Below are 15,057 nucleotides of genomic sequence, written 5' to 3' on the forward strand. Positions count from 1 at the left end.
CCGCGCCGCCCGGCCCGCTGCCGGATTGTCACTTCGTCTACGAACGGGCCACGGCGGTTTCGACACGTCCCGGCAAGCAAACGGTTCTCCCCGCGACGTTCGCTCTTGCTCGGGCTCGAACCCGGCCGCGGCCGGGTCAGTTCTGGCGGTCTGCGCATTCGCCGTCGTCGCGGCAGCTGGCCGCCGGGAACCGCTCGTTTCACGAGACGACGCAGGTCATCAGCCGGGCGAGCTTCCCTGGCCTTGACCGCGCTGGAATATCCTCGCTGAACGAGTATATTGAGCTGTCATGACCTCCGCGCAGGCACGGCACTGGCGTTCCGCCGCCGACGCGCTCGCGGTGCTGCGCCGCGAAACCCGGCTGACCCGGCCCCAGCTGGGCCAGCATCTCGGCCTGGACAGCGGCCCCACCTCCGACCTGGTCAAACGACTCACCCGCGCCGAGTTGATCGTCGAACGCCGCGCGCCGTCGAGCGGTCCAGGGCGGCCGACGACCACCGTGCACGCCCATCCGTCCGGCCCGCTGGCAGTGGTGGTGGACCTGCGGCACGGCGACTGGCGCATCGGGACCTGCGACCTGGCTGGCGAGGTCGCCATCACGGCCGCCGGCCGGCATGACGGCACCGCCCCGGAGGCACTGCTCACCCGCCTGGCCGCGCGGATCGCGCCGCTCGCCACGTCGCTCGGCGACCGGGTCGCCGGGATCGGGGTCGCGGTGCCCGGCCCGGTGGCCGAGGACCGGCTGGTGCAAGCGACCATGCTCGGCTGGCACCACCTGCAGGTCACCCGCGTCGCACCCGACCCGGACGTGCCGCTCGTCGTCGGCAATGACGCGACGATGGCCGCGGTGGCCGAAGCCCGGTTGCATACCCCGCCCCCGTACACGCTGCTGCACGTGGTGGTCGAAGTCGGTATCGGCGGCGCCTTCGTCGTCGGCGGCCAGCCCGCGCCCAGCGCCCGCGGGCTGCACGGCGAATTCGGGCACCTGCCCCTCGGCGACCCGGCCGCCGAATGCCCGTGCGGCGCTCGCGGCTGCTGGACCGTCGCCTTCGACGTGCCGGCGGTCGCCCGAGGCGCCCATCAGCCGGTCGGAGACGATCCGCGCGCGTGGCTGCACAGTCTCTACACCGACCCGGCCCCCGCACCGGATGTCCGGAGGATCCGCACCGCACTGGCCGCCGACCTCGGCCGCGGGATCGCCGGACTGATCAACGCCCTCGACCCAGACCTCGTCACCCTCGGCGGCCTCGCCGCACCGCTGCGCGACTCGGCTCCGGGCGAGTTCGAGCGCGCCGTGCACAACGGGCTGATGACGGTGCACCGCGACCCGCCGCCGAGCATCGTCGCCGCGCGGTCGGGGCCGGACGCGTCACTGATCGGCGTCGGGCTGTCGGTGTTCGACCGCGTCATGGACGCCGAGATGCTCGCGCGCTGGGCCAGCCGCAGCCGGGTGTCCCGATGAGCCGCCACGGCCGAACAGCTTCCGCCGAACCGGAGACGGCGGTCTACCGGCGTGACGCCGCGACGTGGACGGCGTTCGCGGCGCTGTTCGCCTTCGGCATCCTCAACGCCGCACTCGGCCCTGCGTTGCCCTACCTGCGGGAAATCCAGCACACCTCCTACCTCGCCGGCGCGCTGCACCAGGTCGCGTTCTCCCTCGGGGGCATGGCCGCGGGCATCCATGCCAGCCGCTCCCACGCCCCGCGGCGGCCCATGATCATCACCGGCCTTCTCGTCGCGACCGCCGCCGGAGTGGTCCTCGGCTACGCCCGGGCGTTCGCGGCGACGATGACAGCGGCCTTCCTGCTGAGCGCGTTCGCCACCGCCGCTCTCATCCGCATCTGGGCGGTGCTGGCCGACCTGCACCACCGCCACCGCGCCGTCGCGATGACCGAAGGCGAGGTCGCCGTAAGCTTGGCCGGCATCCTCACTCCCGCCCTCATTAGCGCCTGCGCCGCCACCGCCCTCGGCTGGCAATTCTCCTTCGTCATCGCCGCCGCCCTGGTCGCCGCCGCGGCAATCGCACTGCGCCTCACCCGCGTACCCAGCGCCACTCCGGCACCAGACGCGGCCGACCCCGCGCACACCGGCGCCGTGCCGGGTCCGACGCCACTGCGGACCCTGACCGCCATCGCCGCGGTGGTCGCCCTGGAGTTCACGACCAGCTTCTGGGCCGCGAGCTACCTGCACGACGACGTCGGAATCGGCCAGGACACCGCCGTCGCCCTGGTCAGCGCCCTCTACGCCGCCAACCTCGCCGGACGCCTGCTGGCCAGCAGACTCGCCCGGCACCTGTCCACGACGGCGGTCCTGCGGCTGTCGCTGGCCACCGCGCTGGTCGGCGCCCCGATCCTGCTCGCTGCCCACGGTCCAGTGCTGGCCACCGTCGGCCTGGTGGTCACCGGCGTCGGGATCGGGGGCACGTTCCCGCTGGCCGCGGCCCTGCACGTCGCGGCCAGCCCCCGTACCGCGGATCAAGCGCTGGGCCAGATCCTCACCGTCGCCGGTCTAGGCCAGATCGCCGGACCCCTGCTCGCCGGTGCGCTCGCTCAGCTCAGCGGCCTGCGCGTCGGCCTGATCGTCCTACTCGCCTTCGCACTGCTTGCCGCCGCCAGCACCCGCACGTCGCGACGAGCGGGTGCTGGCTCCTAGAACGTGGGCCACTCGGCGTTTCACGGGGCAGGGTCGCCGGGTTCATCGTGCGCGATGGCATCGGCCCAGGCGGCCGCCCAGCCGTTCAAGGGGCGCAGCGCCCGCACGAGCGAGGTGCCATGCGCTGTCAACAGGTAGCCGCCGTCGGCGTGGTCGACGATCCGCAGGGCCCGCAGTTCCTTGAGCCGAGTGTTGAGCAGACCGGGGTTGGTTTCACAGGCCTGTTGCAACGCCCGGAAGGTCAACTGCCGGTCGCGCAGTTCCCAGAGGATCCGCAAGGCGCCCCGGCGGCCGAGGACATCGAGCGCGACCATGAGCGGCCGCCCCGTCGACGAACCGCGGGCCGGACTGCCAGGTCGGGGAATGCTCATGCTTCGAAAAGCGTAGCATCTGCGCCTACGATGCGACCATGACAAGCTTCGAATTTTATAGCGGCCGGGTGGCACCCGCGCCGGAGCCGCTGCCCGACGACATCGCGACGGCCATCGCCGAGGTGATGCGCGGCAAGCCGCCGTTGTTGCTGTTCACCACGCTCGCGCGGGACCGTCGGCTGTTTTTCAAACTCTTCCGCTCGGGACTCCTCGACCGCGGAAACCTCACGATCCGCGAGCGTGAAATCGTCATCGACCGAACGACCGCCCGATGCGGCGCGGAGTACGAGTGGGGCGTCCACGTCGCGGTCTACGCGGCCAAGGCAGGGCTGACGCCGGAGCAGATCCGGTCGCTCACGTTCGGCGGCCCGGACGACCCGTGCTGGGGCAGCGAGGACGACCGGGTGCTGATCCGCCTGTGCGACGCTCTGCACGAGAGCGCGACCGTGGAAGACGACCTGTGGGCTGAACTCGCCCGCCGCCACTCCGACGAGGCCCTGCTGGAACTGCTGATGCTGGCCGGGTTTTACCGGATGATCAGCTATTTGGTGAACGGGCTCGCGCTGCCGTTGGAGGGGGCAGCGGCGAGGTTCAGCGATGTCGGGTGACTAGTGAGTGTCGAAACGACCAGACCCAGTTCGTCAATGCTTAAACGCGTTCGCCCGCAATTATGACCATTACCAACCCTGACTGACGTGCGGTTCTCAACAAAATCCGGCTCAGAGCCGCCACTCAGCAGCCGAGACCGCTCGCGATGTCCCTGGATGTGGAAGCAGGGGTCAGGCCGTTCTGGTCAAGCCGACCACGACAGCTCCGTCGGCGAGTCTGGGGCGATGCCCTCGCACTCGGCTGCAAGGACTCAGGGCGATATCAACAGACCATGCGACCGCCGCTCCCCGCTATCGCATGTCGTTCAGTCCCGCCGACCCCGAAATCCGCTGCGTTCCGCCTCTTCCGGCGGTCCTCGCTCGCGCTGTTCGGCGAGACCCGACGGGGGTCGTCGGGTCCCGCCGAACAGCGGTCAAGCAGGAGTCTTGCACGACGTCGAGGTTTCGGGCGAACCAGTGCAGACCACGATCCGGCCGGGGTTGGCGATCCAGTCGATCCAGCCGCCTTGGAAGGTGCTGCGCCGTCCTCCGGGGATGTCGTGCTCGTCGCTGATCGGATAGCCGAGGAACGACCGCTCCCAGCCCAGTTCCGCCCACTTGGCGCGGATCGAGCCCCACACGCCGTACGCACCGGTGTTCGGGGTCCAGTAGATCGAGCCGCCGTTGACGAAATGGCTGTACCGGCCGATGCCGTCCGGGGTGACGCTCTGGTCGTTGACCGGCGGACCGAAATTCGCGAACCGGTGACCGCCGAAGCGGTTCAGGTACACGTCCAGGATCTGGTCGCGCACCTCGTGCACGCCGGTGTCGGCACGCCAGTACAACCGGGCGTGCTGGTAGTCGCGCCACCGCACCGGGCCGTCCGCCTGCTCCGCGCCCACCGGATCGCCCACCCGGGCGCGGAGTCCGTCGTCGTTCAGCAACCGCTGGGCGATGGGCGAGGACGTGTCGGGCGGGTTCGGCACGCCGACGCGCCACACGGTCTCGGCGGCGAAACCGGCGGAAGCCCACATCCGCTGGCAGATCGTCGGCGGAAGCTGGCCTGGTTTCGGCACTTCGGTCGCTTCGCATTCCGGCCCGTTCCTGCCGAGCCCGACCGCCGAACCCGCCCGCCGCAGATAGTATTTCGGGTAAGCCAGCGACCTGAGGGCCAGCACCTCCGCCGAACGCTGCTCGACGCACCAGGTGGCCTTCCGGCGGAACGCGTCGCTGCCGTCGCTCGGCGCCACAGTCAAACCCGAAGCCAGCGGGTTGCCGTTCGGGCTCAGCCCCTCGACCGCGGGGATCAGGTAGGTGTTCAGGCTCCCGGGCATTTCGAACGAATGGCAGCCAGGATCAGCGAGGCCGGCCCGGATCGTCCAGGTCGCGCCGCCCGCCGATCCCGGCTCGCTGGCACCGAGCCACACGGAACCGGCGGCGCCGTTGAGGTACTTCCCGCGCTCGCCCGCCGCGCCGGACTCGATCGATTGGGACAGGGCCTGGTACTGCCCGTAGATCAGGAAGTCGCCGACCTCCGCGGGACCGCCCGCCAGCGCCGCGTCCGCCTCCGCGACCAGCGCCGGTGCACGAGGCTCTGCGCCGCTTTCGTTCTGATCTCCAGTGCCCGGCGGCGATCCTCTTCCGCTCGCTGCTGCGCGTCCCGGTGCAGGTCGGCGTCGCGTGCCCGGTAGATGCCGGAGCTGATGAACTCCTTCCACGCCGCTGGATCCTCGCTCAGCACCGCGGTCAGCGCCGCCGCGTAGACCTTGGTGTCCCGCTCGGCTCGACGCACGATTTCCGAGACGAACTGCTGATCGGGCAGATTGATCAGCTCGTCGGTCGGCGTGACGCGAACTACGCTCAACGCGTTCCGCTTCGCCGCGCGCGACTTTTCCAGCTTTTTCTGTTCCTCGTCCTTCTGCTCATCCTGATCGATTTTGGCTTGCACGTCTTCGTTGTGCGCCTCGACGACCCCCGCGTCGAGAAAAGCCAACTGGTCGGCTTCCGTACTCCGGTAGGCAGCCAACGCGGCCGCCTTCACCTTCGGCTGCCCCGACGATACCGCCCAGTTGTAGACCTCGAACACGAAGTTCTTCACGCCCAACGCCAGCATCTGCTGCGTGGCGTTCAGCCCCACCACTTCAGCGGCGTGCTGCTTCAGCGTGAGCGTTCTCCACTCGCTTTCTTGGTCTGACCGCAGCGCGTGGAAGAACAGCTCTTGGATCCACCGGGTGCAGGCGCTGTCCCCGTCGGTCCAGGCCAGCCGAGCGGTTCCGGCTACCGCGTTCTTCCCCACGGCCAGCGCGCGTTTTCCCACCTCGGCGGTGAAGCTGCAGTCGCTCAAGGGAAGCAGCCTGCTCGCGTCGTCCAGCATGCTCATCTCGCCGAGCACTTTGATCTTCTCCGCCGAGCCCGCCGCGGCGATCGCGGGTGCTTTCCCGACAGCGGCCGGGGCCCGCCCCGCCGCCACCGCCGGTCCGGCGAGCCCCGACGCGAGCACGGCGACCACCGCGGGGAGCACGGTGATCCGCCCTCGTCTTCGCGCCCGTCTGTCGCCGTCCGGTCTCTTAGTCGCTGCCATCGGCGTTCCTCGATCTTTCTTTCGTCAGCGCGGCGGTTCCGGCCACAGCTGCCTCCATTTGCGGTATTCATCCAGCTCGGGCGATTCGGAGAAGAGGTGCTCGACGAATTTGATTTGCGACATCAGCCAGCTCGTTTCCCACAGCTGTTGTTCCTCCGCCTTGCTGAGCTCGCGGCGCCTGGCTTTCCTGCGCCCCGCTTCCTCCGGCGATATCGAAAGCACCGACAGATAGTCCTTCAGCAGCCGGTCCGGGTCGAGCACCGGAACATCCGGCCGCGGCGGCACTCGCATCAGCAGCGCCGCGGAGAGCCGAAACTGGTCGAAATACAGTTTCCATCGTTCTATTCCACTGAATTCGGCGGCTGCTTGGAAGAGTTCGCCGGCCAGCGCGGAGTACCGCGGCCATTCGGCATCGGTCAGTTCACAGCAGGTCTCGACAAATTTTTCGGTGAACCACCTGATTGCGAGATACCAGTCATAGTAGTAAGCGTTCGGGTCCGCGGGTTCGCCTCGCGGCGGATCGGTCAGACGAGCGGCCGCCAGCTTGGCCGCCAGTTCCCGAAACCCCAGTCCCCGCAACTCCGCTTGAGCTGGGATCATCGGAAGAATACCCCGAACTCAGCGAACGCGTCTTTGCCGATGCGCAGATAAGCCCGCCCCAGGGAACCGGCCCGATACGGCTGATAGTGCCCGCTGTCGAGGTTGATGAAATCGCCGGTATAGCCGTCCCGAGCCGACCCCGTCACTTTCACCTCGCCAGCGGACGCGACATCCTGGCCGCGGCTCGCGACAGTGTTGCGCATCGCCCATGTCCGACGGCAAGCCGAACAAGGCACCGCGAACCATTTTCGCTAGTGACCGAGGGCCTGGTGCCAAAGCCTCGTGTCGCCCGGCGCGCTCGCCGATCCGCCGATGCCAGAAAGACCGAGCTGACCCCGAATCCGCAGACGCGCACACTCGACGAACCACAATCCGCGAGCCAGGCCCGCCACCAACGCCGCCTCCCCCATCAGCGAGGCGTTGGATGGTGACACCCAGCCAAGCCTCGAGTTCGACCGCGGCGGACACGCGCCCACGGCATGCTTCCGACCCGCTCGCCCGCGACACTGATCAAAAAGTGGCCGTCGCTCCCGAAAATTCCGAGTTCTTTCGCGGTCGCCTCTCAGGCTCGGTCGACTTCGCTGAGGTATTCGTCCACATCAGACTCGTGATTGACGCGGACATCCGGAATGGCATCTCCCCTGACGACAATTTTCCAGACGCTCTCCGGAGAAGGCCCGTCGAAAGAGCAACTCGCCTCCACCACTGCAAGACCCGCGTCGTGCAGCATCTTGTTTCGGAGCTTCTCCTCCGGAGAGTGCTCACTCATCGCAAAAGCATAGGCGATGACCGTCCGAACCCCGGAAGCACTCGATCCGCTCCCCGCAACGATCGCCTCGCCGAGACAGCCGTTGCGGGAAGCGGGACGCCTACACCGCGTCAATGAGCTGGGCCACCGCATCCGAGCGGGGCTGGAACACGTCCAGCACGCCCACTGCCCGCAAGGTCGGGACCAGCTGCTTGAGCTGGTCGACGATCTGCTCGTGCTCGGCGCCTCCCGGTTCGGCCTGCTCAAGCTGCTTCACATTGGCCACGAACGCCGCGACGGCGCCTTTGCGGACATCAAGGCCGCCCAGGGTGGTGCGGTCGACGCCGTCGGGCAGGACGTCTTCGGGGCGGATCGGCTTCGGCATGTCTCCTCCTGAATATGCGTGCACCGTGCACGCAGTTGACCCTAGCGCATGTGCGTGCACGGCGCACGTAAAATCGTGGACATGTCACAGGACAAACCGGCGCACGCCGACGCGCAGCGCATCGCCTCGGCGATCGGCACCCTGCTGCTGCGCGCGAACCGGATGCACCTCTACGACACGCTTCTCGAGGGACACACTGGCATCGACCGGTGGACTTACCCAGTGCTCTCCGGCCTCGCCCGGATCGGGCCGTCGTCCGCCAGCGAGCTCGCGGACCAGATCGGTCTCGACCGCACTGTGACGACCCGTTACGCCTCCCGGCTGCAGGCGGCAGGCCTGCTGACCAGGCAACCCAGCCCCCACGATCTGCGAGCCACCGTGCTCCAGCTGACCGCGGAGGGCGAACGCTGCATCCAAACCCTGCGCGCCCGGCTCAACGATCTCGTGCTGGAGGCTCTCCCGGGCTGGTCGCCCAGCCGGATTCACGCCTTCGCGCAGGACTTCGACCAGGTCGTGCAGAACCTCGTCGGCACACCGGCTGCCGGAGACGACGAACCGGCTGAAACCTGACGAAGCCTGCCCAGGACTTCGCCCATCGGCACCAACGGCAGGCAGTCGACGAGCACGGGCTGCCGGAGAGCGATCGCGGGCAAGACGCCAAAGGTTCCGCGTAGGTGTCCGGGCGTGTTCGAGGGGCGTTCAGCGACCGTCCCGGCAGCCTTGCCCGCTCGTGCTCACCAGCCCAGCAGCGCCTTGGCGATATGGGTCACCTGGATCTCGTTGCTGCCCGCGTAAATCATCAGTGATTTCGCGTCCCGGGCCAGTTGCTCGACCCGGTAATCGGCCATGTAGCCGTTGCCGCCGAAGAGTTGCACGGCTTCCATCGCCACGTCGGTCGCCGCTTCGGAGGAGTAGAGCTTCATCGCGGAGGCTTCGGCTAACGTGATTTCCTTGCCCTCGCGCATTTTCTCCAGGCCGGCGAACACCATGTTCTGCACGTTGACCCGGGCGATCTCCATTTTCGCCAGCTTGAGCTGGACGAGCTGGAAGCGGCCGATCTCCTGGTCCCAGAGGGTGCGGTTCTTCGCGTAGTCCACGCACAGCCGGCGGCATTCGTTGATGATGCCCAGTGCCAGAGCCGCCACGCCGATGCGTTCCAGTGCGAAACCGGATTTGACTTCGTCCCTGCTGTCGCCGTCGGGTTCTTTCTCGCCGAGGAGCCGGTCCCGGCCGAGTTTGACGTTGTCGAAGAACAGTTCACCGGTGGGCGACGACATCATTCCCATCTTCTTGAACGGCTTTCCCTGGGTCAGGCCGTCCATTCCCTTGTCCAGCACGAAGGTCAGCACCTTGCGGGCGCGCGGTTCGGTGCCGTCGCCCTCGTCCAGCTTGGCGTAGACCACGATGACGTCCGCGAAGGGGCCGTTGGTGATGAAGGTCTTCTGCCCGTTGAGAAGGTAGCCGTCGCCGTCACGCCGGACGGAGGTCTTCATGCCGCCGAACGCGTCGGAGCCGGAGTCTGGTTCGGTGATCGCCCAGGCTCCGACGTGCTCGAACGTGGCCAGCTTCGGCAGCCAGCGTTCCTTTTGCGCCAGGGTGCCTTTCGCCAGGATCGTCTGCGCGGTGAGGCCGAGGCTGACACCGATCGAGGCGACCAGCCCGAGACTGACTCCGGCCAGTTCGCTCGCGGCGATCACCGCCATCGCTTCCTGCCCGCCGAACGCGCTCTTCCGGCCGGACGGTTTCGCCTCGCCCGCCGCGAGCGCGGTTTCCTTCCGCCGCTGGCTTTCCAGCAGTTTCGCGATGCCTTCCCGCGCCATGGCGTCGATGCCGAAGCTGGCGAACAGTTTCCGGATGAGGTCGTAGGGCGGGAGTTCACCGGATTCCAGCTCGTCCGCGCGCGGGCGGATCTCCTTGTCCACGAACTCGCGGACAGCATCGCGGATCAGGATATCTGTCTCGGACCACTCGATCATGGAGTTCTCCAGCGAGAAAGGGAATTCAGGCCCAGCCGGCGAGCCGGGACTCTACTTCGGACAGTGTCCACGGCTGGTCGGTCTCGGTCGTCTCGGCGACGGTCCACCCCTGGAGTTTCTGGATGCAACCGCCCTGCACGGCGAAAACCTGGCCGGAGTGCGGGCACTTTTCGGTGGCCAGATAGGCGACCAGCGGAGCGATGTTGGCCGGGGAGAAGGCGTCGAACTCTCCCTCGGGCACCTCCTGAGCGAAAATCGCGCCCATTCCCGGCGTCGCGAGAGTGAGCCGGGTGCGGGCGATCGGCGCGATCGCGTTGACCCGCACGCCGTAGCGCTCCAGTTCTTCGGCGGCGACCAGGGTGAGCGCGGCGATTCCGGCTTTCGCGGCGCCGTAGTTCGCCTGTCCCGCATTCGGCACGGTGACCCCGGACGCCGACGCTGTGTTGATCACCGACCCGGCGACCTGCTCGCCCGCCTTCGACCGCGCCTTCCAGTACGCCGCCGCGTGGTGCAATACAGCCGCGTGTCCCTTGAGGTGCACGTTGATGACCGAATCCCAGTGCGCTTCGGTCATCCCGGCCACGAACGCGTCGCGCAGGATGCCCGCGTTGTTGACCACCACGTCCACCTTGCCGAATTCGGCCACCGCCTGCTCGATCAGCGCCTTCGCGCCATCCCAGGAGGCGACGTTTTCGGTGCTGGCAACGGCTTTTCCGCCAGCCGCGGTGATCTCTTCGACCACCTGCTGGGCCGGGCCCGCGTCGGAACCGGCTCCGTCATTGGCGCCGCCCAGGTCGTTGACGACGACGCTCGCTCCCTCGCTGGCGAACAACAGCGCGTGCTCCCGACCGATGCCGCGCCCCGCGCCGGTGATGACGGCTACCCGTCCGTCCAGTTGTCCCATGGTGATTCTCCTTGGTGCGCATGGATTTCCGCGCGGTCAGTCCGCCAGCTCGGCGAGGCCGTCCTTGAGCACGACGGTCTCGCCCACAGTGGTCTCGTAGGCATAAGAGGTCACGCCGTCGGCCGACCCGGCTTTCCAGACGCGAGTGGTGATGTCCTGGCCGGGCAGCACTGGTTTGGCGAAGCGCACCGCGAGCCGTTTCAGCCGGCTGGTGTCCGAGCCGCCGACCTCGGTCAGCACCGCCCAGGAAGCGAAGGCCAGCGTGCACAGGCCGTGCGCGATGATCCCCGGCAGCCCGGCGGCCTTCGCGACCTCCTCGTCCAGATGGATCGGCATCGGGTCGCCGGCGGCCGGGCCGTACCGGAAAGTCTGGTCCTCGTCGAGGTGCTGGGTCCGGACGGCGACCGGCTCCCGCCCGCGCAGGGACTCGTCGAACCGGTGCTCCGGCGGCGGCGTGCCGACGGTGTCGCCGGTGTCGAAACCGCGGACGAAAAAGGTCACGTACTGCTCGTTGACCAGAACACCGTCGTGGTCGCGGGTTTCCAGGTAGACACAGGCGGCGGTGCCGTTGCTCAACCCTTTCCAGCCCGTCATCTTTCCCTTGGCGGACAGCTGATCACCGGGCCGGATCGGGCGGTGGAAGCGGAAGTCCTGTTCGCCGTGCAGCACTTTGCCGAGCAGCGCGGTCGGCACCACTTCCAGCGCCGGTTCCAGCAGCGACTGGAACACCGGGACGATCGCGAACACCGGGCTGGCGATGTCCCCGGCGCGATGGGCGGGGATGGGGTCGTTGGTCGCCTCGGCGTACTCGGCCAGCCGTTCCCGGGTGACCTCGAAGGAGGTTTCCCCGGTCCAGGTGTCCAGCCCGTTCCGGTCGAACCGGAGTGCGGTGTCGGCCATGGTCAGCCGACCAGCACGGCGAACTTGCCCAGCGAATCGTCGAGCTGTTTCTTGGCGTCCTTTTCCACGGCCTTGCCCATCGCGCCGACGATCATCTGTCCTTCGAATCCGGCGGCGATCGATGCCTTGGACCCGCTGCCCTCGGGCTCGACGGAGAGGGTGAAAGTGCATTTGACCCCCGCCATGCCAACTCCGGAAATGACCAGCCGGTTCGGCGCGTCGTATTCGTCGACCGTCCACGTGATGGTGTTCGGCATGCCGAGCATGGTGACCACCTGGGTCGCCTGGGCGCCCTTGCTGAACTCGGCGGGCACCTCGCCCTTCCACTTGCTGTGAATGGTCAGCCAGTGCTCGAAATTCCGGGGGTTCGAGAATTCGGCCCAGACCCGCTCCGGCGGGGCGGCGAGTTCGGCGACGGCGTTGACCTGACCCATGGGTTCCTCCTGATTGCTGGCGGGAAAATGCGCGTGGTTCAGCGTTCGGCGCGTTGGTAGGCGGTGACCACGGCGGCACCGCCGAGGCCGATGTTGTGCTGCAGCGCCGCGGTGACGCCGTCGACCTGGCGGGCGCCCGCGGTGCCGCGGAGCTGCCAGGTGAGTTCGGCGCACTGCGCGAGACCGGTCGCGCCGAGCGGGTGTCCTTTGGAGATCAGGCCGCCCGACGGGTTCACCACCCATTTGCCGCCGTAGGTCGTCTCGGCGTTGTCGATCAGGTGCCCGGCCTCGCCTTCGCCGCAGAGCCCGAGTGCTTCGTAGGTCAGCAATTCGTTGGCGGAAAAGCAGTCGTGCAATTCGATGACTTGAAAGTCGGCGGCACCGAGCCCCGACTGCTCGTACACCTTGCGCGCGGCCTGAGCGCTCATGTCGTAGCCGACGATGTTCTTGGCCGTGCCGTCGAAAGTGGAGCGGAAATCGGTCGTCATCGCCTGGCCGACGATCTCCACCGCCTGGCCGGAGAGCCCGTGCTTGTCCACAAAGGACTCACTGGCCAACACCGCCGCGCCCGAGCCGTCGGAGGTCGGGGAACACTGCAATTTGGTCAGCGGGTCGTAGACCACGCGCGAGTTCTTGATGTCGTCGAGGGTGTACTCGTCCTGGAACTGCGCGTACGGATTGTGCACCGAATGCCGATGGTTCTTCTCGCCGATTTTCGCGAAGTGCTCGGCCGTGGTGCCGTACTGCTTCATGTGCTCGCGGCCGGCCGCGCCGAACATCCACGGCGCGGGAGGGAAGAGCACCTCGGAAATCTCGGCGAGGGCCTGCATGTGGTTGCCCAGCGGCTGTTCCCGGTCGTTGAACGTCGAGCCGAGGGAACCCGGCTGCATCTTCTCGAAACCGAGCGCCAGCGCGCAGTCCGCCTGGCCGCTCTTCACCGCCTGCGCGGCGAGGTAGAGCGCGGTCGAACCGGTCGAGCAGTTGTTGTTGACGTTGACCACCGGGAGGCCGGTCATCCCCAGTTCGTAGAGCGCGCGCTGGCCGGAGGTGGATTCGCCGTAGACGTACCCGGCGTAGGCCTGTTCGACCAGGTCGTAGGAGATCCCGGCGTCGGCGAGGGCGTTGGTGCCGGACTCCTTCGCCATCTGCGGGTAATCCCAGTCCGGGCGACTGCCCGGCTTCTCGAACTTCGTCATGCCGACGCCGACGACGTACACCTTGTTCGCCACCCGCGGACCTCCTCGTCGCCTGCCCACCGGACAGCCGCGGGCCGCGACGCTGTCCACGGCACAAACATACATGCCGTCCTGTATTTATCAAGACCAGACAGTGCACCCAGATCGGGGCACGGTAGCTAAACGCCAGCGCAGAAGGGATGTTGTGGGTCTCAACTTACAAACAAGATTGCAGGTAAGTTGGGTCAGTCGGCGGCGACCCCTCGCGAGACCGAGGCTATTCGGCGGACTCGCGCACGAGCGTCACTCCGGCGGCGGAGAGCACTTGTTCGCCGACGATCTTGAGATGCGCCTTCGCCCGCCGCCACCGCTGGTCGAGCTGGGCGTCGCCGACCACACTGCTGCCCATCAGGATTCCGCGCACGGTGTCCATCGCGGTGTAGGCCCAGTGCAGGAACTGCGGATGGTCGGCGAAGCCCGGCACCAGTTCCGCGCCGAAGCTCAGGAGCGCGGCGTCGACCATCGGCTCCACCTGGCGCATCTTGGCCCGCAGGTCCGGGTCGGTGCGCGCGGCCGTCCAGAGTTCCGCCGTGGCCGCGAAAATCGGGCCCTGATGGGTGTCCCAGAGCAGGTCGAGCGCCGCGTCGAGGACGTCGTCCGCCCCGCGCAGCCGGTCCACCTGCTCCAGCGCGGCGTTGGACCGTTTGACCGCGAGGTGCCGGACGGCGGCGGTCACCAGGTCGTTCTTGGTGCGGAAGTGGTGCACCTGCGCGCCTCGCGTGACCCCGGCGAGTTCGGCGACCCGCGTCGTCGTGGTCCCCGCGTAGCCGTATTCCACCAGGCAGTCGATCGTCGATTCCAGCAGGCGCTGCCGCGTCGCCGCAGTACGCTCTTCCTGCGTACGGCGACTGGGGCGATTCTGCATGACCGACACTCGGGCAGCCTAGCAATCCGTCCGGTCCGCGCCGGACGGGAACGAGCGCGCACCGGCGGCCGGGGTCATTCCAGGCCCACGAACATCGTCTCGTGCAGGCGGCCCACATGGGCGCGCACGACGCGGGCCGCCGCTTCCGGACGCCCCGCTTCCAGCGCGTCCACCAGTCTCGCGTGCTCCCGGTTGGACTCGCGCAGTTTCGCCATCGGGTACGGCAGGTAGAACCGGTGCAGTTCCCTCAGCACGACCTCGTACTGCCGCACCGCCGCGGCCGGGCCCGGCGCCGCCACCGCGCGATGGAACTCCGTGTCCAGCTCGTGGAACTCGGCCCAGCCTGCCGCCTCCCGCATCCGGGCCACCAACGCCCGCAAGCCGGGGATGTCCGGCGACCGGGTCGCCGCCAGCTGCGCCAGCCCGGACTCCAGCACCAGCCGGTGGTCGATCAGCTCCCGCACCTCGGCGGCCGACGCCCGATACGCGCCCACCTCCCGCACCCGCCGCGCCGGCGGGTGTTCGGCCACCAGCGTGCCGCCGCCCCGGCCGCGACGGCGTTCGATCACGCCGTCCTCGGCCAGGGATTCCAGCGCCCGCCGCACGGTGATCTCCGCGACGTCCAGCGCCCGCGCGATCTCCGCGTTCGACGGCAGCCGCTCCCCCGGCGCCAGCAGGCCCAGCTCCACCGCGAGCGCGATCCGCGCCCGGACCGTGTCCAAAGCGGACAGCCGCCGGATCCCGGTCGCCGCAAGGGAATTGAGGTCTGCCGTGGTCATGGAACGACCTTACCGCACAAATTGCTCATCGTGAGCACTC

At 68.2% G+C, this 15,057-nt stretch carries 18 protein-coding genes; 4 read left to right on the plus strand and 14 right to left on the minus strand.

Features of this window, described 5'->3' with window-relative positions:
- The first annotated feature begins 289 nt into the window (after positions 1–289).
- Positions 290–1,462, plus strand: a complete 1,173-nt coding sequence (locus F9C12_RS04365; protein WP_409464841.1) for an ROK family protein — start codon at positions 290–292, stop codon at positions 1,460–1,462.
- Positions 1,459–2,652 carry an MFS transporter gene (locus F9C12_RS04370; RefSeq protein ID WP_409464842.1) on the plus strand — a complete coding sequence of 398 codons (1,194 nt, stop codon included), beginning with the start codon at positions 1,459–1,461 and terminating at the stop codon, positions 2,650–2,652. The genes F9C12_RS04365 and F9C12_RS04370 overlap by 4 nt, the downstream gene beginning before the upstream one ends.
- 20 nt (positions 2,653–2,672) lie before the next feature.
- Here the strand turns inward: F9C12_RS04370 and F9C12_RS04375 are convergent, their stop codons facing one another.
- Positions 2,673–2,966: a winged helix-turn-helix transcriptional regulator gene (locus F9C12_RS04375; protein WP_409180658.1), complete on the minus strand. Its 294-nt coding sequence runs from the start codon at positions 2,964–2,966 to the stop codon at positions 2,673–2,675.
- A 95-nt stretch (positions 2,967–3,061) separates the two neighbouring features.
- Between F9C12_RS04375 and F9C12_RS04380 the strand changes: the two genes are divergently transcribed.
- Entirely contained in the window at positions 3,062–3,631 is a 570-nt protein-coding gene (locus F9C12_RS04380) for a carboxymuconolactone decarboxylase family protein (RefSeq protein ID WP_409464843.1), read from the plus strand.
- 413 nt (positions 3,632–4,044) lie between these two features.
- On the opposite strand, the gene F9C12_RS04385 is transcribed toward F9C12_RS04380, so the two are convergent.
- From F9C12_RS04385 to F9C12_RS04410, 6 genes are all read right to left on the minus strand, one after another.
- Positions 4,045–5,037: an AbfB domain-containing protein gene (locus tag F9C12_RS04385; RefSeq protein ID WP_409464844.1), complete on the minus strand. Its 993-nt coding sequence runs from the start codon at positions 5,035–5,037 to the stop codon at positions 4,045–4,047.
- A gap of 89 nt (positions 5,038–5,126) precedes the next feature.
- Entirely contained in the window at positions 5,127–6,191 is a 1,065-nt protein-coding gene (locus F9C12_RS04390) for a hypothetical protein (protein WP_409464845.1), read from the minus strand.
- Positions 6,192–6,215: 24 nt separating this feature from the next.
- Positions 6,216–6,791 (minus strand): hypothetical protein, encoded by a 576-nt coding sequence (locus F9C12_RS04395; protein ID WP_409464846.1) that lies wholly within the window; start codon positions 6,789–6,791, stop codon positions 6,216–6,218.
- A complete protein-coding gene (locus F9C12_RS04400; RefSeq protein ID WP_409464847.1) occupies positions 6,788–6,994 on the minus strand; it encodes a hypothetical protein in 207 nt (68 codons plus the stop codon). The genes F9C12_RS04395 and F9C12_RS04400 overlap by 4 nt, the downstream gene beginning before the upstream one ends.
- Before the next feature lie 359 nt (positions 6,995–7,353).
- Positions 7,354–7,560 (minus strand): hypothetical protein, encoded by a 207-nt coding sequence (locus F9C12_RS04405; protein ID WP_409464848.1) that lies wholly within the window; start codon positions 7,558–7,560, stop codon positions 7,354–7,356.
- Between the two features lie 100 nt (positions 7,561–7,660).
- Positions 7,661–7,924 (minus strand): hypothetical protein, encoded by a 264-nt coding sequence (locus F9C12_RS04410; protein WP_409464849.1) that lies wholly within the window; start codon positions 7,922–7,924, stop codon positions 7,661–7,663.
- Positions 7,925–8,005: 81 nt separating this feature from the next.
- Between F9C12_RS04410 and F9C12_RS04415 the strand changes: the two genes are divergently transcribed.
- A complete protein-coding gene (locus F9C12_RS04415) occupies positions 8,006–8,494 on the plus strand; it encodes a MarR family winged helix-turn-helix transcriptional regulator (protein WP_409464850.1) in 489 nt (162 codons plus the stop codon).
- A 164-nt stretch (positions 8,495–8,658) separates the two neighbouring features.
- Here F9C12_RS04415 and F9C12_RS04420 read toward each other — a convergent pair whose 3' ends face one another.
- The 7 genes from F9C12_RS04420 to F9C12_RS04450 form a co-directional block, all read right to left on the minus strand.
- Positions 8,659–9,900, minus strand: a complete 1,242-nt coding sequence (locus F9C12_RS04420; protein ID WP_409464851.1) for an acyl-CoA dehydrogenase family protein — start codon at positions 9,898–9,900, stop codon at positions 8,659–8,661.
- 25 nt (positions 9,901–9,925) lie between these two features.
- Complete coding sequence (locus F9C12_RS04425) at positions 9,926–10,804, minus strand: SDR family oxidoreductase (protein ID WP_409464852.1); 879 nt, start codon at positions 10,802–10,804, stop codon at positions 9,926–9,928.
- 36 nt (positions 10,805–10,840) lie between these two features.
- The gene (locus tag F9C12_RS04430) at positions 10,841–11,704 is read right to left on the minus strand and encodes a MaoC/PaaZ C-terminal domain-containing protein (RefSeq protein WP_409464853.1); all 864 of its coding nucleotides are present in this window, start codon (positions 11,702–11,704) and stop codon (positions 10,841–10,843) included.
- A gap of 2 nt (positions 11,705–11,706) precedes the next feature.
- Complete coding sequence (locus F9C12_RS04435) at positions 11,707–12,138, minus strand: SRPBCC family protein (RefSeq protein WP_409464854.1); 432 nt, start codon at positions 12,136–12,138, stop codon at positions 11,707–11,709.
- Positions 12,139–12,176: 38 nt separating this feature from the next.
- A complete protein-coding gene (locus F9C12_RS04440) occupies positions 12,177–13,367 on the minus strand; it encodes a lipid-transfer protein (RefSeq protein ID WP_409464855.1) in 1,191 nt (396 codons plus the stop codon).
- Positions 13,368–13,590: 223 nt separating this feature from the next.
- Entirely contained in the window at positions 13,591–14,238 is a 648-nt protein-coding gene (locus F9C12_RS04445; protein WP_409466964.1) for a TetR/AcrR family transcriptional regulator, read from the minus strand.
- Between the two features lie 74 nt (positions 14,239–14,312).
- Positions 14,313–15,017 carry a FadR/GntR family transcriptional regulator gene (locus F9C12_RS04450; RefSeq protein WP_409464856.1) on the minus strand — a complete coding sequence of 235 codons (705 nt, stop codon included), beginning with the start codon at positions 15,015–15,017 and terminating at the stop codon, positions 14,313–14,315.
- Positions 15,018–15,057: the final 40 nt, after the last annotated feature.

The organism is Amycolatopsis sp. GA6-003, from assembly GCF_046267895.1.
In the GTDB taxonomy this organism is placed as follows: domain Bacteria; phylum Actinomycetota; class Actinomycetes; order Mycobacteriales; family Pseudonocardiaceae; genus Amycolatopsis.